Below are 17,502 nucleotides of genomic sequence, written 5' to 3' on the forward strand. Positions count from 1 at the left end.
CCGCTTCCTCTCACCTCTTGCCCTCTTCGAGGGACGACTTCAGCCTCCGGCTTTGGCCGGGGGCTTTTTCGTGTGTTGGTTCACCCCTGTTGTCGCTCAGCCTTCGCCAGTTCGCCCGGCCAGCAACCAGGCGGCAACGCCAAGCACCAGCCAGGGCAGCAGCTTCAGCTCGAGCAGATCACTGCTCGCTTGCACCGCGGGTTCGAGCAGCCAGTGGTTGAACCCCAGCAGCGCTGCAATCAGCAGGATCAGGGCTGTCATGCCGAGGTGCCGTGTGTGCTCAGCTCTGGCGGCATCACAGCACCGGCCCGCAGCAGTTTCCAGCCACCTTCCGGCAACCACTCGATCACCGTGCTGCCCTGCCCCGAGGGTGCGGGCCAGGGCACTGGGCCGAGTTGGGCCACCTGAGGAAAGCGAGCCGCCGCTTCTTGGTGATCGAGGCAGGCCGGCTCGCCGGATCGGTTGGCGCTTGTGGTGGCCAGCGGGCCGCTCAGGGCCAGCAGCTCCAGCGCTGCAGGGCAGGCCGGCAGCCGCAAGCCCAGGGTTGCACCGCCTGGGTTGAGCTGCTCCAGCCAAGGCCCTTGCGCTGGCAGCACCAGGGTGAGGGCTCCAGGCCAGTAGCGCTCAGCCATGTTCTGCCAGGCCGGTTCGATCGGGCGTCCGAGGCAGTGCAGCAGGGCGTTGGTTGTGCCCGCCATCAGGATCACGGGCTTGTGCCGTGGCCGCTGTTTGAGCTCCCAGAGCAGGTTGGCGGCTTCGGGCCGGCTGGCCAGGGCTGGGAGTGTGTCTGTTGGAAAGATGGCGGCCTCGCCTGCCAGCAGCCGTGCGGCCAGCGCGCTGGGGCTGCAGCTGAGGCTCGTCATGGTGGCGTGATGCGTTGCTTCAGGGTGTAGCGCCTGGGCGCCGGCCGCTGGCGAACCGCAACACCCCTTCGAGATCGCGATGCGCCTGCACCTGCTCTAAGCCAGCCGCAATCAGCAGGTCCACAACCGCGCTGCTCTGATCGTGGTGGTGCTCCAGTAGCAGCCAACCTCCCGGGGCCAGGTGGCTCTTGGCGCCGGCTGCGATGCTTCGGATTGCATCAAGGCCGTCACCGCCGCCATCGAGTGCCAGCGAGGGCTCGTGATCCCGGACGCCTGATTCCAGTTCCGCCCAGACGGCGCTGGGGATGTAAGGAGGGTTTGATACCACCAGATTGAGCGTTCCGGCGGAATCGATCAGCGGTTCCCACCAGCTGCCCTGCCGCAGCTCCACGGCTGCCTCGAGCGGATAAGCCTGGAGATTGCGCCCGGCCAGAGCGAGGGCCTGCGGTGATTGATCCACCGCAAAGCCTTTGCTGCCTGGCCAGGCCAGGGCCAGGGCCAGCGCCAGGCAGCCGGAACCGGTGCCCAGATCAGCCCAGAGCCAAGGGTTGGCTCCATCCTGCGGCGGGAGGGTTGGAGCGATGAGGTCTGTCGCCAGATCAATCAGCAGCTCTGTTTCCTGCCTGGGGATCAGGGCACCGGGTGCCACCTCCAGCTCCAGATCCCGCCAGGGGCAGCGGCCCACCAGATATTGGAGCGGAGTGCCTCGGTGCAGGTGCTCCTGCCAAACCTGCGCAAGCCGCGTGAGCGGCGCTGCCAGGGGCACGGCTCGATCTGGGTGCAGGCGCAGTTGCTGCAGGGTTTGCCAGCGGATGCCGCCCTCCAGATCCAGCAGCCAATCCAACTGACTGGCCTGACCACCGGCCTGCAGTTGCGTGCGCCGCCACTGCAGGAGTTCAGCTGCGGCAACGGTGTTGGCCATGTTTCAACCCTAGGCACAGGCGGCTCAGCAGGGCCGCCACCACAGGCCCGGTTCACTGCGCAGCACCCCGGCCAGCTCCAGCCGCAGCAACCGCTCGCTCATCACAGCGGGGGCCTGGCGCAGGCGATCACAGAGCTGATCCAGCGATGCGCCTGCTCCCAGGGCTGCCAATAGGGCCGCCTCGCGCTGCAGCAGGGGAGCCACGGTTGTTGACGCGCTGCTGCGGCGGGCCTGCCTGATCGGCCCTGCACCCAGGCTATTGATCAGATCGGCTGGATTGATCAACGGTGTGGCGCCCTGCCCAAGCCAGCGGTTGCTGCCGGCAGCGCTGGTTCGGCCTGCATCGGCGGGCACCACCCAGATCGGCATTCCAAGCTCCCAGGCCAACTGGGCCGAATGCAGAGCGCCACTGCTGGCCGGACACTCCACCAGGACCAGCGCCTGCGCCAGCCCTACCTGCAGGCGGTTGCGCAGGGCGAAATGCCCAGCGCGGCCTGGGGTGCCCTCCGCCAGTTCGCTCACCAGCAGGCCCTGCTCTGCCACCTCGGCCTGCAGATGTGTGTGATGCCGCGGGTAGACGCGATTCAGTGGTGTGCCCAGCACACCCACGGGTTTGCCTCCGGCTTCGAGGCAGCCGCCGTGGGCTTCGGCATCGATGCCTTCGGCCAGCCCACTCACCACCGGCCAGCCGGCATCGGCCAGGGCTCGGCCGATCAGCCGCGCCATCGTGAGGCCATGGCGCGAGGGCCGGCGTGTGCCCACCACCGCGACCGCCTGGCTCTTCCCCAGGGCGCGCCAGAGTGATCCTTGCCCCCGCCAGAACAGTTGCAGCGGCGGGCGATCCAGCTTGAGGAGTGCTTCTGGATAGGTGAGGTCGCTCGGCAGCAGACGCGCCGGCTGCGCCCAGCGCCGGCGCTCCGCCGCGGTGGCGGGATCGCTGATCGGCGCTGGCCCATGGCTACTGCGGTAGTGCTCGAGCGCTTCAAGTTCCCGTTTGTGCAGCCGGGTGTGGCCGCTGAGGGCATGCTCAAGCCGCTCGGAGCTGGCGCTCCAGGCCTCAGCCAGGCCGCCAAACATTGCTTCGAGCCGCTCCAGGCGCTGCCAGCCGATGCCAGGACAGCGTGACCAGACCAAGCGCCACAGGCGCTGCTGCTCGACAGCCGGATCGTGCCCGCGCTCCATCCGCCTCCGGGCCAGTGCACCACCGGATCCCCCACCGCCTGCTGCGCTGGATGCGCGGGTTGACGCAAACGGTGCCTGCACCACGACTCCCACGCACCCATCCCTGCCAGTACGCCAGTACTATAGCGAGAGGGGTGGGTCTCAGGCTGCGCCCTGTTGCAGCCGCTCGACGGCTTGGCTCAGGCTGACGGGCAGGCGCCGCATCAGCTTGCGCTGCCCCGGTCCGCCGGAGAGGTCAACGAGCACCAGCTCCACGGCGGCTTCGGCAGCCACGCTGCCGTCGGCCTTCACAAACTGGCTGCGCCAGGGCAGCTTCACGCCCTGACGCGGCAACACCCAGCTGCTCACGCACACCTCCTCGCCGTGCAGCAGGGCCTGGCGGTATTGGATGGAGAGGCCCACAACCGGGAGTTCAAGGCCCTCGGCTGACAGATCGGCGTAGGCCAGCCCGGCGGCACTGAGGGCTTCCACCCTGGCCTCTTCCAGCCAGCTCAGATAGGCGCCGTGCCACATCACGCCGGCGTGGTCGGTGTGTTGGGGCAGCACCCGCCGGATCAGGCGCCAGGGCTGCGGTTGTTGTTGCTCCGTCACGGTGTTCGCTGCGGTTGGTCCGCCGTGGCGGATCAGCCATAGGCTGCCCCAGCGCGTTGCAACGGCTGTGTTCCGCAACCTTCTGATCGCCGATTCCGGCAAGGGCCATGTTGAAGAGATGGTGCGCATGCTGCGCGACATCCCTGCCGTGCGTCAGGCCCGGATCAACCTGCTGCACGTGGTGTCGGAGCAGGCGGGCGAGAACTACGCGGAGCACTCACAGAAGGCAGCCGGCATCGTGGCCGAAGCTGTGCAACGCCTCGGGCTCAATCCGGCTGAGGTGAACACGATCATCCGCCAGGGCGACACCAAGCAGACCGTGCTCAAGGTGGCCGATGAGCTCAATGCCGATCTGATTGTGATGGGCTCCCGCGGCTTGGGGCGCCTCCAATCCATCCTGAGCAACAGCGCCAGCCAATACGTGTTCCAGCTCTCCACGCGGCCGATGCTGCTGGTGCGCGACGACCTCTATGTGCGCCACATCAACCGCGTGATGGTGGCCGTGGACGGCACCGGTGTGGGGGATGACGCCCTTCGGCTCGCCTGTGAACTGGTGCGTGATACCCCCGGCGCCAGCCTCACCGGCATCCACATCAGCCGTCAGGACATCACCCCATCCCGCGGCGGCAAGTCCCCTGCGGATGAAGTGCTGGACAAAGCCGTGCAGCGCGCCCGTGGTTTCGGGGTGGAGATGAAGGCGATCCACCGCACCGGCGACATCGGCCGTGGCGTGTGTGCGGTGGCCGCCGATGAGAAGGCCGATCTGTTGGTGATCGCTTCGCAGGATCGCCGGCCTCTGGTGGCACGTGGCCTGGTGGATATCGACCGCCTGCTCGGCTCTTCGGTGAGCGACTACATCCGTGTGCATGCTCCGGCGCCGGTGCTGTTGGTGCGCGAGCCCGAAGGACGCCGCTGAGCCCTTCGAGCTCGCCGCCAACCCAGCCCAACAAAAATCCCCGGAGTGGCCAAGGGCCGCTTCGGGGATTCTGCGTTTGCTCAGAACTTGTTCAGCTGCCCGGTGATCAACCTTGGCGGCTGCTGGTCTGGATGTACAGAACCAGCAGGAACACGGTCGGAACCAGCACGAACATCAGACTGGCGACGAAGCCGAGATCGTTGGTTTCCATTGCAAAAGCCTTCAGCGCGAAGACGGTATCACCGCCGCAAGGCGCCCATCAGGGCTCTTCATCGCTCGTAGTGGTTTGCCCGGAGGGCTGGCCGTCGCTGGCGGCGTCAGCTGGATCTGTGTCGTCGTCTGTGGCTTCACTTTCCTGCACCGGCCAGGCTGTGGGGCCGGCCGGGAGTGGTTGGGCCGTGGCCTGGTTCACCTTCTGATCGAGATCTGCCAGTCCGGTCTGCGGCTTGGTGAGCACCACCACGGATTGATTCACCAGGGCCTGGCAGGCCAGGCGCCACGTTTGGGGCCGGCGGCGCAGCTTCTGCTCTTCAACACCGGTGCGGCCGCTGAGACTGCCGGGGCTGCTTTCGCCCACCACATCCACAAAACAGGTGATGCACTGGCCGCAACCGCCGCAGTTGCCGAGCTGACCCTTGAGGCCATAGAGCGCGATGCCTTCCCGCAGGGCCACCTCCCGCAGGTTTTCCCCCGGGTAGCACTCCACGTCGCGTCCTTCGCGCACAAATCGAATCACGGGCATGGCAATCCCTCGGCAACCACCGCATTCTGAGCCTGAGGGTTGCGTTTTGTAACCGCCGCTCGGCGCTGGAGCCCCTGGCGAAGGGCTCTGCTCCGCTGGTGGCGGGCTCCACGGCATCACGGCACGTTTCAGCTGTGCGGCGATCGAATCAGTGAGCCACGCGAACCCCTTACCATCGCCAGCACGGATCAAGTGTCTGCTGGTTTCGGCTGGCTAAACCTGATCGTGTTGCCAACCGCCTACCGGTTTCCCGGAGCGGGCGGCTGATTGTTTCCCCGGACCTAACCCCCATGGGATTGCCCTGGTATCGGGTGCACACGGTCGTCATCAACGACCCGGGCCGACTGTTGGCCGTGCACCTCATGCACACCGCTCTGGTAGCCGGCTGGGCCGGCTCCATGGCGCTCTACGAGCTGGCCATCTTCGATCCCTCCGACCCGGTGCTCAACCCGATGTGGCGCCAGGGCATGTTTGTGATGCCTTTCATGGCCCGTCTGGGTGTGACAGGCAGCTGGGGTGGCTGGAGCATCACCGGCGAAACCGGTGTTGACCCCGGCTTCTGGAGCTTCGAAGGTGTGGCAGCAGCCCACATCATTCTCAGCGGCCTCCTCTTCCTGGCCGCCATCTGGCACTGGACCTACTGGGATCTGGAGATCTGGCAGGACCCCCGCACCGGTGAGCCCGCCCTCGACCTTCCCAAGATCTTCGGCATCCACCTGCTGCTCGCCGGCCTCGCTTGCTTCGGCTTCGGCGCCTTCCACCTCACCGGTGTGTTTGGCCCCGGCATGTGGGTCTCTGATGCTTATGGCATCACCGGACATCTCGAGCCGGTGCAGCCCTCCTGGGGTCCTGAAGGGTTCAACCCCTTCAACCCGGGCGGCATCGTGGCCCACCACATCGCTGCAGGCATCGTCGGCATCATCGCCGGCATCTTCCACATCACCACCCGCCCGCCGGAGCGCCTCTACAAGGCTCTGCGCATGGGCAACATCGAAACGGTGCTCTCCAGCGCCATCGCTGCTGTGTTCTTTGCCGCCTTCGTGGTGGCCGGAACCATGTGGTACGGCGCCGCTGCTACCCCGGTTGAGCTGTTTGGCCCCACTCGTTATCAGTGGGACCAGGGCTACTTCAAGACCGAGATCAATCGCCGCGTGCAGACCGCACTCGACAACGGCGCCACCAAGGAACAGGCCTACGCCACGATTCCTGAGAAGCTCGCCTTCTACGACTACGTCGGTAACAGCCCTGCCAAAGGTGGTCTGTTCCGCGTGGGTCCGATGGTGAACGGCGACGGCCTGCCCACCGGTTGGTTGGGTCACATCGCCTTCACAGATAAGGACGGCCGCGATCTGGAAGTGCGTCGTCTGCCCAACTTCTTCGAGAACTTCCCTGTGGTTCTGGAAGACAGCCAGGGCATCGTTCGCGCTGACATCCCCTTCCGCCGCGCTGAAGCGAAGTACTCCTTCGAGCAAACCGGTGTGACCGCCACCGTTTATGGCGGCGCGCTCAACGGTCAGACCTTCACAGACCCCGCGGACGTGAAGCGCCTGGCTCGTAAGGCCCAGCTGGGTGAAGCGTTCGAATTCGATCGCGAGACCTACCACTCCGACGGCACCTTCCGCAGCTCACCCCGCGGCTGGTTCACCTTCGGCCACGCTTGCTTCGCTCTCCTCTTCTTCTTCGGCCACATCTGGCACGGTGCTCGCACCCTCTACCGCGATGTGTTCGCCGGTATCGATCCGGATCTGGGCGAGCAGGTTGAGTTCGGTCTGTTCCAGAAACTGGGCGACCGTTCCACCCGTCGTCTGCCGGAGGGCTACGTGCCCCCCGCCGGCACCACCCTCAGCTGATCGCCAGGAGGTTCATCCATGGAAAGCTTCGCTTACATCCTGATCCTGGCCCTGGCGATCTCCACGCTGTTCTTTGCCATCGCCTTCCGCGATCCCCCGAAGATCGGCAAGTGATCCAGCTCCGCCAGGAGCACCATCAACCCCTGCTCCGGCAGGGGTTTTTGTTGTCTGCTTTCACTGTTGGCGCTCAGTCTCACCGCCTGGAGCGGCTTTGGCTGGATCACAGAAGGAAATCCCTGGCCACATCTCCCTTCTCAAGTGGACGAAGACTGTCTACACTTGCTTCACATTTCCGGCGGACTTTCGGGCCATGCAGTGCCCTTCGTGCCAGCACACCGACAGCCGCGTTCTCGAATCGCGTTCAGCTGATTCCGGCCGCAGTGTGCGTCGCCGCCGTGAATGTTTGCATTGTGAATTTCGTTTCACCACCTATGAGCGCGTGGAAACCGTGCCGATCACGGTGGTGAAGCGCAATGGCAGCCGTGAAGCCTTTAACCGCAGCAAGTTGCTGCATGGCTTGATCCGGGCCTGTGAAAAAACAGGGCTGGAACCGAGCCGTCTGGAAACCGTGGTGGATGAGCTGGAGCTGCAGCTGCAAGGTCGCAGCGGCCGCGAGGTGAGCAGCGGTGAAATCGGTGAGTTGGTGTTGCTGCAACTGGCCGAGATGAGCGACGTGGCTTACGTGCGGTTTGCTTCGGTGTATCGCCAGTTCCAGAGCGTGGGCGATTTCGTCGCCACGCTCGAGGGCTTGAAGGGGGCCTCGGGTCGCCGCGGCTCTGGCAAGCGGCTGGCGGCTGTGGGCTGAGAAGGGCGTCTCAGCCGTTTGTATAGTGTGAGATTCCTCTGAGCCCGCTGGCGGGCGGCGACAGAGGCTCTCTCGTACTGCCACAGGCAGGCCGCCGACTCTCCATGACCGTGACCCCTTCCGATCTCACCACCAGCGAGCAAGAGCTCGCCGTGGAACAGGATTTCGCCGCTGAAGCGGCTGCCGATCTCGACCTCGGCATTCCGGAAGAGGTACCCAGCGCCGATGACTCCAGCAGCCGCAACGCCGGCCGTGATCTCGACGCTGTGGGCTTCACCCTGGATGAGTTCGCGTCGCTGCTGAGCAAGTACGACTACAACTTCAAGCCCGGCGACGTAGTGAAGGGCACCGTGTTCGCCATTGAGCCGAAGGGCTCGATGATCGACATTGGCGCCAAGACCGCCGCCTTCATGCCCATGCAGGAGGTGTCGATCAACCGGGTGGAGAGCATTAGCGATGTGCTCGAGCCCGGTGAAGAGCGTGAGTTCTTCATCCTCAGCGAGGAGAACGAAGACGGTCAGCTCACCCTCTCGATCCGCCGCATCGAATACCAGCGCGCCTGGGAGCGCGTGCGTCAGCTCCAGAAGGAAGACGCCACCATCTACAGCGAAGTGTTCGCCACCAACCGCGGTGGTGCTCTGGTGCGCGTGGAAGGTCTGCGCGGCTTCATCCCCGGCAGCCACATCAGCACCCGCAAGCCCAAGGAAGAGCTCGTTGCCGACTTCCTGCCCCTCAAGTTCCTTGAGGTGGACGAAGAGCGCAACCGCCTAGTGCTCAGCCATCGCCGCGCTCTGGTGGAGCGCAAGATGAACCGCCTCGAGGTGGGCGAAGTGGTGATCGGTACCGTTCGCGGCATCAAGCCCTACGGCGCCTTCATCGACATCGGCGGTGTGAGTGGCCTGCTGCACATCTCTGAGATCAGCCACGAGCACATCGAGACACCGCACACGGTGCTCAATGTGAACGACCAGATGAAGGTGATGATCATCGACCTCGATGCCGAGCGTGGTCGGATCTCCCTCTCCACCAAGGCCCTCGAGCCCGAGCCCGGCGACATGCTCACCGACCCCCAGAAGGTGTTTGAGAAGGCCGAGGAAATGGCTGCCCGCTACAAGCAGATGCTGCTCGAGCAGGCCGAAGACAACGAGCCCATGGGCGTCACCCTCGACTGATCCCCATGGTGTGCCTGCAACTGCGCGGCACGACCCTGGGCGATGTGGATGCGGTGCTGTTCGACAAGGACGGCACCCTCAGCATCAGCGAGCCTCAGCTCCTCACCCTGGCTACGGCCAGGGTTTTTCTTTGCCTGGAGCAGGCTGCCGCGGTCTTGCCTGCCACCGGGTTGCCCGAGCTCCAGCAGTTGCTGGAGCGGGCCTATGGCCTCCGTGCCGCGGCGATCTGCCCGGCGGGAATCACCGCCGTGGCCAGTCGTGATCACAACCTGATCGCCACCGCCACAGCTCTGGTGCAGGTGGGGATGGGTTGGCCTGAGGCCCTAGCGCTCAGTGAGCGCGTGTTTGCCGAGGCCGATCAGCAGGATGCGCGCCGCAGCCAGGAGGCCGTCGGCCACACCAGCATCACCACGGATGGCCTGCGCCCCTGGCTCGAGCAGCTGCGGGCGGCGGGCGTGGTCTGCGCTGTGATCAGCAACGACGACATGGCCGGCATCGAGCACTTCTTGGCCAGCCACGGCCTGGAGACCTTGTTTGCTGGCCTCTGGAGCGCTGAACATCGTCCGCGAAAACCTGATCCCGCTGCCGTGCATGGCCTCTGTGAGCAGCTCGGTGTGGCGGCAGGGCGGTGTGCCTTGATCGGTGATGCCAACAGCGATCTGCGCATGGCGGTGGCGGCTGGGATTCCGCATCAGCTCGCCCTGGGTTACACCGCGGCCTGGAGTACGCCGCCGCCCTTGGCCGAGCCCCACCCGCTGATTCACCACTGGAGTGAGCTCAGCCTGGCTAGCCCCTAGGGTGGTGGGCTATTTGCAGGCCCGCTGAGCGAATGAGCAGCACCACCGGGGCGCCATCGCGCTACGTGTTCACCTCAGAGTCGGTGACTGAAGGTCATCCCGACAAGATCTGTGATCAGGTGAGCGATGCGGTGCTGGATGCACTGCTGGCTCAGGATCCGGCCTCTCGGGTGGCCTGCGAAACCGTTGTGAATACAGGCCTGTGCCTGATCACCGGCGAAGTGACCACCACCGCCCGGGTGGACTTCAACACCCTGGTGCGCGGTGTGATCGAGCAGATCGGCTACAGCGGTGCCCGCGCCGGTGGCTTCGATGCCAACAGCTGCGCGGTGCTGGTGGCTCTGGATCAGCAGTCGCCCGATATCGCCCAAGGGGTGAATGAGGCCGACGACCACGCCGGCGACCCCCTCGATCTGGTGGGTGCGGGCGATCAGGGGATCATGTTCGGCTACGCCTGCGATGAAACGCCGGAGCTGATGCCGCTTCCGATCAGCCTGGCCCACCGCCTGGCACGCCGCCTGGCGGAAGTGCGCCACAACGGAACCCTGGGCTACCTGCTGCCGGACGGCAAGACCCAGGTGAGCGTGGTGTACGAGAACGATCAGCCCGTGGCGATCGACACGATCCTGATCTCCACCCAGCACACCGCTGAAATCGACGGCATCTCCGAAGAGAAGGCCCTGCGCGAGCGCATTGCCGCCGACCTGTGGAGCCATGTGGTGGAGCCCGCCACCTCCGATCTCAGCCTCAAGCCCTCGAAAGAGACCACCCGCTTCCTGGTGAACCCCACCGGCAAATTCGTGGTGGGCGGCCCCCAGGGCGATGCCGGCCTCACAGGCCGCAAGATCATCGTGGATACCTACGGCGGCTATGCCCGTCACGGCGGCGGCGCCTTCTCCGGCAAAGACCCCACCAAGGTGGATCGTTCCGCCGCCTACGCCGCCCGTTATGTGGCCAAAGCCTTGGTGGCCGCTGGCCTGGCGCGCAAGGCCGAGGTGCAGCTCAGCTATGCCATCGGTGTGGCCAAGCCCGTGAGCATCCTGGTGGAGAGCTTTGGCACCGGCGCCATCAGCAACGCCGACCTCACCGCCCTGGTGCAGGAGCACTTCGACCTGCGCCCTGGCGCCATCATCGAAACCTTCGGCCTGCGCCAGCTGCCCCAGCAGCGCGGCGGGCGCTTCTATCAAGATGTGGCCGCCTACGGCCATTTCGGCCGCAGCGACCTCAACCTCCCTTGGGAAAATGTGCAGGCGATCGCAGCCACGTTGAAGCAGGCCACCGCCAGCCGCGTTGCGGCCTGACGGCCTAGGCCTGGGTGTTGACCTGGGCACCAGTGGACTGCGGCTGGCGGTGGTGAACGCCGCTGGCCAGCTGTTGGCCTCACACGATTCGGCTTATCCCGCTGCGTTCACCGATCCGCGCGGCTGGCAGCAGGGCCTGCAGAGCCTCTGCCATCAGCTCCCCGCTGATCTGCGCAGCGCGGTGGTGGCGATGGCCGTGGATGGCACCTCAGGCACCCTGCTGCTCTGCCGCAGCGATGGCAGCCTTGCTTCCGGGCTGCTTGCTGCGGCTCTCCCGTATCACCAGGCCTGCCCGGAGCGGGCTGAGACAGCCGCAGCGCTGGTGGGAGAAGCTGGCGCTCACACCCCCGCTGCCAGCGCCAGCGGCAGCCTGGCCCGCGCCCTTCACCTGTTGGATCAGGCCGGCGCCGCTGCGGAGCCAGGCCCCTGGCTGCTGCGCCATCAGGCCGACTGGCTGATGGGTTGGCTCCTCGGCAACTGGCGCTGGGGTGAGGAGGGCAACAACCTGCGCCTGGGCTGGGATCAGCACCAGCGCCGTTGGATGGGGCGCCTTGCGGATCAGCCCTGGAGCACGGCGTTGCCAGAGATCTGCCCGTCTGGTGAACCATTGGGGCGCTTGGGGGGCGAAGCGGCGGCTGCGCTTGGCCTTCCGGCGGCGTGCACGGTGGTGGCGGGCAGTACCGATGCCAGTGCGGCGGTGCTGGCGGCCGATTTGCAGGCCGGTGATGGCGCCGCGGTGCTGGGCACCACCTTGGTGCTCAAGCAATTCAGCGATCGGCCGCTGCAGGGCCCTGGACTCAGCTGTCAGCGGGTGGCGGGTCGCTGGCTGGTGGGTGGGGCGTCGAATGCCGGCGCCGGTGTGCTCCGCCGCTTTTTCAGCGATGAGCAGCTGGTGGAGCTCAGCCGCCAGATCGATCCGCGCCGCAGCAGCGGATTGGCGCTGCGGCCTCTGCCCCGCGTCGGGGAGCGCTTCCCGATCGATGATCCGCGGCTCGAACCGCAGCTGGAGCCCCGGCCGGTGAGCGATGCCCTTTATCTGCAGGCTCTGCTGGAGGGCCTGGCGGAGATCGAACGGGCCGGCTGGCAACGGCTCGAGCAGTTGGGGGCGCCGCCCGTGCAGCGGGTGATCAGCCTGGGAGGCGGTGCCCGCAATCCGCAGTGGCGGGCCCTGCGCCAGCGCCTCCTGGGGCGCCCCGTGATCAACCGCCCGCAGTGCACGGCGGCCCTGGGTATGGCCAGACTGGCCCTCTCCGCCGTCACTGCTCGATGAACGCTCGCCTGCGCGACTGGTTGGCCATGGCGCTGTTCGTGGTGCTCGCCGGCTACGTGGCCTTTTCCGGTGTGCGCTTGGCCTTGTTGCTGTGGCAGCGCTTCGGTGTGGCCTGAGCCCCCAGAATCGGGCCCTGCTCCACCCCTACGTCGCCCATGGCCGCCGATCCCCTCACCAGCGCCGTCAGCGAGCGCATCTGCAAGCACATGAACGACGACCACGCCGAGGCTGTGCTGGCCTACGCGCGCCACTACGGCGGTGTGGAGGCTCCCCAGCAGGCCCGCATGGTGGCGGTGCGCCCAGAAGCGATGGAACTGGAGGTGGATGGCCAGCGGCTCGATGTGGCCTTTGATCACACCCTCAGCGACAGCGAAGACGCCCACCGCACCCTGGTGGCGATGCTGCGCTCGATGCCTCAGGCCTGAGGGAGAGGGGCCGCAGCTGCTCCGCGGGGAATGCTGCGTTCAGTAGCAGTCGCGCGGCGATGTGGTCCACCCTCTGGCGCCAGAGCCTCGATCTGATCAGTGCAGCCCGCTGCTGCGCCTGCGACGACGCCTGTGAGCGCAGCAGCGCCGCTGCCCTCTGTGAGCGCTGCCAGGAGGAGCTGGCCCTGCCGGAAGGGGGTGTGCAGGGTGATCAGCCGCTGCTCTGGTGTGCGCTGGCTCCCTACCGCGGCCGGCTGCGTGCTCTGCTGCTGCGTCAGCGCCCCACACCGGATCCAGCCTTGATCGCGGCCCTGGCCACGCGCCTGCATGGCTGTTGTGCCTCGGCGGTGGCTGGAGCGTTGCTCGTGCCGGTATCCAGCTGGAAGCGCGCCGGTAATCCCTTGCCACTGTTGTTGGCGCGGGCACTGGTGGCCGCCTCCGCGGGACAGACCCAGCTGGCGCCCCAGCTGCTGCATCGCAGCCGCCCCACCCTGGGCCAGCACCACCTGGGCCGCAGCCTGCGCGCCCGCAATCTCCAGGGCGCTTTCACGGCTCAGGCCTGCGCAGAGCAGCCGGCCCGGCCCCTCTGGCTGGTGGACGACATCCTCACCACAGGCGCTACCGCCTGCAGCGCAGCCCAGGCGCTGCAGGCGGCCGGCCATTCGGTGCAGGGCCTGCTCGCCCTGGCCAGAACGCCTGCGGCCACCCCTCGGTGATCTAGTATCCGCAAGTCGCCACGGCGACGGGCCGGGATAGCTCAGTTGGTAGAGCAGGCGATTGAAAATCGCCGTGTCCCCAGTTCAAATCTGGGTCCTGGCATTGAAAAAAATGAGGCCTGCCAGCCTCATTCACCCACTATGCCCATTCCGTTTCAGGACAAGCCGGGCCAGTTGTTCGACAACGCCGACAGCTTTGCCATGGTGTTCGATACCGCCTGGCAGCAGCTCACGCAGTCCAAGGTCGCTGGGTTGAGTGCTGAGGAGAAGAAGCGCTTGGCGCTTGAAGCCTGCGCGGATCACCCCTTCATGCTCAGCCAGCCAGCCATGGCCGATCAGGTGGCTGATTTCCGCATCCGTTTGCTGGGGCTCTAACGGGGCTCCGGGGCGCTCCCCATAGGATCCGGCCATTCACCGTCTCGGCGATGTCCTCCCCTCTCGCTCGTCTGCTGCGCCAGTTGAGCGCTGGTTTCAGCAACCAGCAGCAGGCCTTCGACAACCCACCGCTCTACGCCCACATCCTGGTGAAGTTCCGGCCGCTCCCTCAGTTGGAGCCCGGCTCGCTGCTGCTCGATCAGTCGTACGCCATCAATCCAGCTGCTCCCTATCGCTTGCGGGTGCTGAAGGCCGAGCAGCGCGGTGGTGAGCTGTGGATCACCAACCAGGCGATCCACGATGAGCAGCGGTTCTGGGGAGCTGTGGATGATCCCGGCCAACGCGCCTTGATCAGCGCCGCAGATCTCAAGCCCTTGGAGGGCTGCGCCTATGTGGTGCGTGAAACCGCCGATGGCTTTATTGGGGAAGTGGAGCCGGGCTGCCGCTGCATGGTGGAGCGCAAGGGGGCGCTGTCCTATCTGGTGAGCAGCTTTGAGCTCAGCGGCCGCGGCATGCGCACGATCGATCGCGGCCACGATCCCGCTACCCATGAGCAGCTGTGGGGTTCGCTGGCGGGGCCGTTTGAGTTTGAGCGCACCGACGATTACAGCCACGAGCTGCCGGCCGAGTGGCTGGCGGCCTGAACCGACGGGCTTCAGCACAGCGCTCGAGTGAGGTAAAGCTGTGTAAGGGGCTCAGAACTTTGGCGGCGTGCCATCGATAGCTTCGCCGCTGGTTTTTTCTCCCGCCATGGCACTCCCGCTGCTGGCCACCAAGCCGATCACCCAGAACAGCCGGGTGAACAACTTCTCCATCGGCACCGATGAAGCGCCACGCACCCAGGTGGATGTGGAAGAGCAGATCGAGCGTGCTTATCGCCAGATCTTCTTCCACGCCTTCAAGGTGGATCGTGAGCCGATGCTGGAGATGCAATTCCGCAACGGCGATCTCACCGCCCGTGAGTTTGTGCGCGGTCTGCTGCTCTCGCGCAAGTTCCGCGAGGGGTTCTATCGCTGCAACAGCAACTATCAGGTGGTGGAGCAGATCGTGGGCCGTGTGCTCGGCCGCGACGTGCATGGCGACCAAGAGCGCATCGCCTGGTCGATCGTGATCGCCAACAAGGGTTTGGAGGGTTTTGTGGATGCCCTGCTGAGCTCCCAGGAGTACATGGAGGCGTTTGGTCTGGAAACCGTGCCCTATCAGCGTTCCCGTGTCCTGGTGGGCCATGCCAAACCGCAGCTCCCCTTCAACCAGAAAGCACCCCGCTACAACGCTTACTGGCGCGACATCAGCGCCCGCCGGGCGCCTGCCAACCCCTTTGCCGGGGGCGGTGCCCAGTTCAGCGGCGGCCAGATGTCGCCCGCTTGGGTGGGTGGTCAGCCCCCCAAGCTGGCGCAGACCATCTGGCTGGCGACGGCCGCCATCGGCACGCTGGAGGTGCTGCGGGTGCTGCTCACCTCCGCCGGCGCCATGCTCGGCACCGGGTCTGTGGGTTGAGCCTCAGGCGCTGAGCTCATCCATGAAGGGCTGTTCCTCATCCTCCGGGAAGGGGTTCAGCTCGAGCTCCGGTTCGCTGAAGCCATCGAGTGCATTGGTGGCTTGCTGAGCGGGCCGCTGCAGTGGGTGCACGGTGGCTCCTTTGGGGGCGCTTTGCTCGTTGAGGAGATCTTCCAGGCGCGCAATGCGCTCTTCGGTGGCGGTGAGCAGGTCAGCTGAATCGCTGCTGGAAGGGGTGCTCTGCTGCTGCAGCCCTTCCAGCTGACCTTCCAGAGCAGCGAGCCGTTCTTCCAGTTCGAGCAGGCGCAAGGTGAGTGTTTCGCTCACCAGGCTGAGGGCCTGCATCTGTTCGCCGAGGCGCAGTTGCAACGCTCCATGGCTGGGGGATGCGCTCGCTGACATGCCTTGGGCCGAAAAGGATCTGGCCGGATGGTACCGATGCTCGCCAGCATGGCCAGACCTGAGTTTTGTAACGATTCTGAAAGCGTCCAGAGGATGCCATCCAGCACCCATAGGATCCGGCTCTGGCGCCAACTGTGCTGGCAGCCGTTTCGGTGCGTCTTCTTCTCCCAGGCACGCCCTCCCAAGCAAGCCGTCCAAGCCCGCTTCCCGTAGCCCCATGACCCTCGCCAACGCTGCCTATCTGGGCATCGAGCGTTACGCCAACAATCGCGTCAATGAGAACTGGATGACCGGTTCTTCCGACGACAAGGCTGCGCTCATCCGTGCCGTGTACCAGCAGGTTCTCGGTAATCAGTACGTGATGTCCAGCGAGCGGCTGGAGGGTCCTGAGTCGCTGTTCAAGCGCGGCTATCTGAGCGTGCGTGAGTTTGTGCGTCAGGTGGCCAAGAGCGGTCTGTATCGCAAGAAGTTTTTCGAGAGCACCAATCCCTACCGGTTCATCGAGCTCAACTTCAAGCACCTGCTCGGCCGCGCTCCCCAGAACAAGGCGGAGATGCTGCACCACTTCACGATCCTGCAGGAGCAGGGCTACGACGCCGAGATCGACTCCTATCTCGATAGCGCTGAGTATCAGCAGCGCTTCGGTGAGGAAGGTGTGCCTTACCTGCACGGCTGGAACTACTCCACCGGTCAACAGGGTCTGCAGTTCTCTTACATGCTGCAGCTGGCCCGTGGTGCTGCCGCTTCCGTGAAGGGCGACATCACCAAGAACCAGTCACGCCTCAACCCGTCGGTGCACGCTGAGTTGCCGTTGCCGGTGGTGAGCCCCAACGCCAAGGGCAATGTTTTCCGCAAGGTGGCCACCGATGGTGTGACCCGCCAGGGCGTGGGTTCCGGCGAAGAGGGCCGCACCTTCCGGGTGGAGATCACCGGTTTCAACAACTACCGCCTGCACAAGCGCAGCAACCGCGTGCGCTTCATCCCCTTCAACAAGCTGCTCGAGTACCAGCAGCAGATCCACCGCGAAGGCGGCCGGATCGCCAGCATCACCCCGGTCAACTGACCGGATCCTTCGCTCCCTGTTACCCCCGTAGCTCCGATGAAGGTTTCTGCAGGCAACCGCGGCACCAGCTTCAGCAATGACCGCCAGGTGTCGTTCACTGTGACCGGTCTGGCCAACAACGACTACTCCCGCACCGCGGATGTGGTGATGAACGTGCCTTACACCCGCATGAACGAAACCATGCGTCTGGTGCAGCGCATGGGCGGCAAGATCACCGCCGTGAACGTCACAGGCGGCATCGACGCCGAGTGATCCAGCGCCTGTGAGCAACGCCTCCGCGTGATCGCTCCACGGTGCCATCAACCCGCCGCCCCCTCCAGCGAGGGGGCTTTTTTGTGCCCGTTGAGCGGGCCTGCTGTCTCGATGGCGACAGAAACGGCCGCAGGCCTCGCCCCGCGCCAGTCCAGGCAGGGCTTCTCATCTGCCAGATGCCCTGCAGCGCAGTCGCTTTGCCCCTGGGAATGACCGTTTGTTAAGCGCTGCTGATGAGGGTGATCAGCTTGTCCAACAATGGCCAGGCCAAGCGATGAGGCGGTTTCGGCCAGCTCCTCGGTTTGGCCCCTCATCCCCCCTCCCCGACTCACGTCGAGAACAGGAGCTCCTCAATGTTCGA

General features: G+C 65.6%; 23 protein-coding genes and 1 tRNA gene. 16 read left to right on the top strand and 8 right to left on the bottom strand.

Translation table 11 applies throughout. The features are described from left to right. Positions 1–96: 96 nt before the first annotated feature. The 5 genes from H9532_RS01170 to H9532_RS01190 all read right to left on the bottom strand — a co-directional run bounded on the left by H9532_RS01170 (position 97) and on the right by H9532_RS01190 (position 3,558). Entirely contained in the window at positions 97–261 is a 165-nt protein-coding gene (locus H9532_RS01170) for a hypothetical protein (protein ID WP_296364948.1), read from the bottom strand. Further along, on the bottom strand, positions 258–863 hold the full coding sequence (locus tag H9532_RS01175) for an L-threonylcarbamoyladenylate synthase (protein ID WP_296364951.1): 606 nt from the start codon (positions 861–863) through the stop codon (positions 258–260). Before H9532_RS01175 ends, H9532_RS01170 begins: the two co-directional genes overlap by 4 nt. Positions 864–882: 19 nt before the next feature. Continuing rightward, positions 883–1,785, bottom strand: a complete 903-nt coding sequence (prmC, locus tag H9532_RS01180; RefSeq protein WP_296364953.1) for a peptide chain release factor N(5)-glutamine methyltransferase — start codon at positions 1,783–1,785, stop codon at positions 883–885. 24 nt (positions 1,786–1,809) lie between these two features. Further along, on the bottom strand, positions 1,810–2,967 hold the full coding sequence (locus H9532_RS01185; RefSeq protein ID WP_296364955.1) for a DNA-processing protein DprA: 1,158 nt from the start codon (positions 2,965–2,967) through the stop codon (positions 1,810–1,812). A gap of 141 nt (positions 2,968–3,108) precedes the next feature. Then, positions 3,109–3,558 (bottom strand): acyl-CoA thioesterase, encoded by a 450-nt coding sequence (locus H9532_RS01190; protein ID WP_296364957.1) that lies wholly within the window; start codon positions 3,556–3,558, stop codon positions 3,109–3,111. Positions 3,559–3,625: 67 nt separating this feature from the next. On the opposite strand from H9532_RS01190, the gene H9532_RS01195 reads away from it, so the two are divergent. Further along, positions 3,626–4,474 (top strand): universal stress protein, encoded by an 849-nt coding sequence (locus H9532_RS01195; RefSeq protein ID WP_296364960.1) that lies wholly within the window; start codon positions 3,626–3,628, stop codon positions 4,472–4,474. Between the two features lie 106 nt (positions 4,475–4,580). Here the strand turns inward: H9532_RS01195 and psbM are convergent, their stop codons facing one another. Together psbM and H9532_RS01205 are read right to left on the bottom strand one after the other, a co-directional pair. Then, on the bottom strand, positions 4,581–4,685 hold the full coding sequence (gene psbM / locus H9532_RS01200; protein ID WP_010311839.1) for a photosystem II reaction center protein PsbM: 105 nt from the start codon (positions 4,683–4,685) through the stop codon (positions 4,581–4,583). 48 nt (positions 4,686–4,733) lie between these two features. Then, a complete protein-coding gene (locus H9532_RS01205) occupies positions 4,734–5,216 on the bottom strand; it encodes a 2Fe-2S iron-sulfur cluster-binding protein (RefSeq protein ID WP_296364962.1) in 483 nt (160 codons plus the stop codon). A 290-nt stretch (positions 5,217–5,506) separates the two neighbouring features. Between H9532_RS01205 and psbB the strand changes: the two genes are divergently transcribed. The 13 genes from psbB to H9532_RS01270 all read left to right on the top strand — a co-directional run bounded on the left by psbB (position 5,507) and on the right by H9532_RS01270 (position 15,424). Beyond that, the gene (gene psbB, locus H9532_RS01210; RefSeq protein ID WP_296364964.1) at positions 5,507–7,066 is read left to right on the top strand and encodes a photosystem II chlorophyll-binding protein CP47; all 1,560 of its coding nucleotides are present in this window, start codon (positions 5,507–5,509) and stop codon (positions 7,064–7,066) included. A gap of 18 nt (positions 7,067–7,084) precedes the next feature. Beyond that, entirely contained in the window at positions 7,085–7,180 is a 96-nt protein-coding gene (locus H9532_RS01215) for a photosystem II reaction center protein T (protein ID WP_010314684.1), read from the top strand. Positions 7,181–7,376: 196 nt separating this feature from the next. Then, on the top strand, positions 7,377–7,871 hold the full coding sequence (nrdR, locus tag H9532_RS01220) for a transcriptional regulator NrdR (protein ID WP_296364971.1): 495 nt from the start codon (positions 7,377–7,379) through the stop codon (positions 7,869–7,871). A 104-nt stretch (positions 7,872–7,975) separates the two neighbouring features. Continuing rightward, positions 7,976–9,043 carry a 30S ribosomal protein S1 gene (locus H9532_RS01225; protein ID WP_296364973.1) on the top strand — a complete coding sequence of 356 codons (1,068 nt, stop codon included), beginning with the start codon at positions 7,976–7,978 and terminating at the stop codon, positions 9,041–9,043. A 5-nt stretch (positions 9,044–9,048) separates the two neighbouring features. After that, entirely contained in the window at positions 9,049–9,840 is a 792-nt protein-coding gene (locus H9532_RS01230; RefSeq protein ID WP_296364975.1) for an HAD-IA family hydrolase, read from the top strand. A gap of 32 nt (positions 9,841–9,872) precedes the next feature. After that, on the top strand, positions 9,873–11,141 hold the full coding sequence (gene metK / locus H9532_RS01235; protein ID WP_296364977.1) for a methionine adenosyltransferase: 1,269 nt from the start codon (positions 9,873–9,875) through the stop codon (positions 11,139–11,141). Then, on the top strand, positions 11,131–12,411 hold the full coding sequence (locus tag H9532_RS01240; protein ID WP_296364980.1) for an FGGY-family carbohydrate kinase: 1,281 nt from the start codon (positions 11,131–11,133) through the stop codon (positions 12,409–12,411). The genes metK and H9532_RS01240 overlap by 11 nt, the downstream gene beginning before the upstream one ends. A gap of 155 nt (positions 12,412–12,566) precedes the next feature. Next, positions 12,567–12,836, top strand: coding sequence for a DUF2470 domain-containing protein (locus H9532_RS01245; protein ID WP_296364982.1), 270 nt, complete (start codon positions 12,567–12,569; stop codon positions 12,834–12,836). Between the two features lie 59 nt (positions 12,837–12,895). Then, on the top strand, positions 12,896–13,552 hold the full coding sequence (locus H9532_RS01250) for a ComF family protein (RefSeq protein WP_296364984.1): 657 nt from the start codon (positions 12,896–12,898) through the stop codon (positions 13,550–13,552). 30 nt (positions 13,553–13,582) lie between these two features. Further along, positions 13,583–13,655 (top strand) — tRNA-Phe (locus tag H9532_RS01255). A 38-nt stretch (positions 13,656–13,693) separates the two neighbouring features. After that, positions 13,694–13,927 (top strand): hypothetical protein, encoded by a 234-nt coding sequence (locus tag H9532_RS01260; protein ID WP_296364987.1) that lies wholly within the window; start codon positions 13,694–13,696, stop codon positions 13,925–13,927. A gap of 50 nt (positions 13,928–13,977) precedes the next feature. Continuing rightward, the gene (locus tag H9532_RS01265; protein ID WP_296364989.1) at positions 13,978–14,571 is read left to right on the top strand and encodes a chromophore lyase CpcT/CpeT; all 594 of its coding nucleotides are present in this window, start codon (positions 13,978–13,980) and stop codon (positions 14,569–14,571) included. Positions 14,572–14,677: 106 nt separating this feature from the next. Beyond that, positions 14,678–15,424: a phycobilisome rod-core linker polypeptide gene (locus H9532_RS01270; protein WP_296364991.1), complete on the top strand. Its 747-nt coding sequence runs from the start codon at positions 14,678–14,680 to the stop codon at positions 15,422–15,424. A gap of 3 nt (positions 15,425–15,427) precedes the next feature. Here the strand turns inward: H9532_RS01270 and H9532_RS01275 are convergent, their stop codons facing one another. After that, complete coding sequence (locus H9532_RS01275) at positions 15,428–15,826, bottom strand: hypothetical protein (protein WP_296364993.1); 399 nt, start codon at positions 15,824–15,826, stop codon at positions 15,428–15,430. A 217-nt stretch (positions 15,827–16,043) separates the two neighbouring features. On the opposite strand from H9532_RS01275, the gene H9532_RS01280 reads away from it, so the two are divergent. Together H9532_RS01280 and H9532_RS01285 are read left to right on the top strand one after the other, a co-directional pair. After that, a complete protein-coding gene (locus H9532_RS01280; protein ID WP_296364996.1) occupies positions 16,044–16,889 on the top strand; it encodes a phycobilisome rod-core linker polypeptide in 846 nt (281 codons plus the stop codon). Positions 16,890–16,925: 36 nt separating this feature from the next. Further along, positions 16,926–17,141 carry a phycobilisome linker polypeptide gene (locus H9532_RS01285; RefSeq protein WP_010311802.1) on the top strand — a complete coding sequence of 72 codons (216 nt, stop codon included), beginning with the start codon at positions 16,926–16,928 and terminating at the stop codon, positions 17,139–17,141. Positions 17,142–17,502 lie beyond the last annotated feature (361 nt).

Source organism: Vulcanococcus sp. Clear-D1 (assembly GCF_014654725.1).
Taxonomy (GTDB): domain Bacteria; phylum Cyanobacteriota; class Cyanobacteriia; order PCC-6307; family Cyanobiaceae; genus Vulcanococcus.

Excerpts from the sequence above, each read along its gene's own strand:
- H9532_RS01250 (WP_296364984.1), top strand. The coding sequence starts at position 12,896 with ATGTGGTCCACCCTCTGGCGCCAGAGCCTCGATCTGATCAGTGCAGCC.
- H9532_RS01265 (WP_296364989.1), top strand. The coding sequence starts at position 13,978 with ATGTCCTCCCCTCTCGCTCGTCTGCTGCGCCAGTTGAGCGCTGGTTTC.
- H9532_RS01205 (WP_296364962.1), bottom strand. The coding sequence starts at position 5,216 with ATGCCCGTGATTCGATTTGTGCGCGAAGGACGCGACGTGGAGTGCTAC.
- H9532_RS01225 (WP_296364973.1), top strand. The coding sequence starts at position 7,976 with ATGACCGTGACCCCTTCCGATCTCACCACCAGCGAGCAAGAGCTCGCC.
- H9532_RS01245 (WP_296364982.1), top strand. The coding sequence starts at position 12,567 with ATGGCCGCCGATCCCCTCACCAGCGCCGTCAGCGAGCGCATCTGCAAG.
- H9532_RS01215 (WP_010314684.1), top strand. The coding sequence starts at position 7,085 with ATGGAAAGCTTCGCTTACATCCTGATCCTGGCCCTGGCGATCTCCACG.
- H9532_RS01230 (WP_296364975.1), top strand. The coding sequence starts at position 9,049 with ATGGTGTGCCTGCAACTGCGCGGCACGACCCTGGGCGATGTGGATGCG.
- H9532_RS01285 (WP_010311802.1), top strand. The coding sequence starts at position 16,926 with ATGAAGGTTTCTGCAGGCAACCGCGGCACCAGCTTCAGCAATGACCGC.
- H9532_RS01270 (WP_296364991.1), top strand. The coding sequence starts at position 14,678 with ATGGCACTCCCGCTGCTGGCCACCAAGCCGATCACCCAGAACAGCCGG.
- nrdR (WP_296364971.1), top strand. The coding sequence starts at position 7,377 with ATGCAGTGCCCTTCGTGCCAGCACACCGACAGCCGCGTTCTCGAATCG.
- psbM (WP_010311839.1), bottom strand. The coding sequence starts at position 4,685 with ATGGAAACCAACGATCTCGGCTTCGTCGCCAGTCTGATGTTCGTGCTG.
- prmC (WP_296364953.1), bottom strand. The coding sequence starts at position 1,785 with ATGGCCAACACCGTTGCCGCAGCTGAACTCCTGCAGTGGCGGCGCACG.
- H9532_RS01280 (WP_296364996.1), top strand. The coding sequence starts at position 16,044 with ATGACCCTCGCCAACGCTGCCTATCTGGGCATCGAGCGTTACGCCAAC.
- H9532_RS01185 (WP_296364955.1), bottom strand. The coding sequence starts at position 2,967 with ATGGAGCGCGGGCACGATCCGGCTGTCGAGCAGCAGCGCCTGTGGCGC.
- H9532_RS01170 (WP_296364948.1), bottom strand. The coding sequence starts at position 261 with ATGACAGCCCTGATCCTGCTGATTGCAGCGCTGCTGGGGTTCAACCAC.
- H9532_RS01175 (WP_296364951.1), bottom strand. The coding sequence starts at position 863 with ATGACGAGCCTCAGCTGCAGCCCCAGCGCGCTGGCCGCACGGCTGCTG.
- H9532_RS01260 (WP_296364987.1), top strand. The coding sequence starts at position 13,694 with ATGCCCATTCCGTTTCAGGACAAGCCGGGCCAGTTGTTCGACAACGCC.
- metK (WP_296364977.1), top strand. The coding sequence starts at position 9,873 with ATGAGCAGCACCACCGGGGCGCCATCGCGCTACGTGTTCACCTCAGAG.
- H9532_RS01275 (WP_296364993.1), bottom strand. The coding sequence starts at position 15,826 with ATGTCAGCGAGCGCATCCCCCAGCCATGGAGCGTTGCAACTGCGCCTC.
- psbB (WP_296364964.1), top strand. The coding sequence starts at position 5,507 with ATGGGATTGCCCTGGTATCGGGTGCACACGGTCGTCATCAACGACCCG.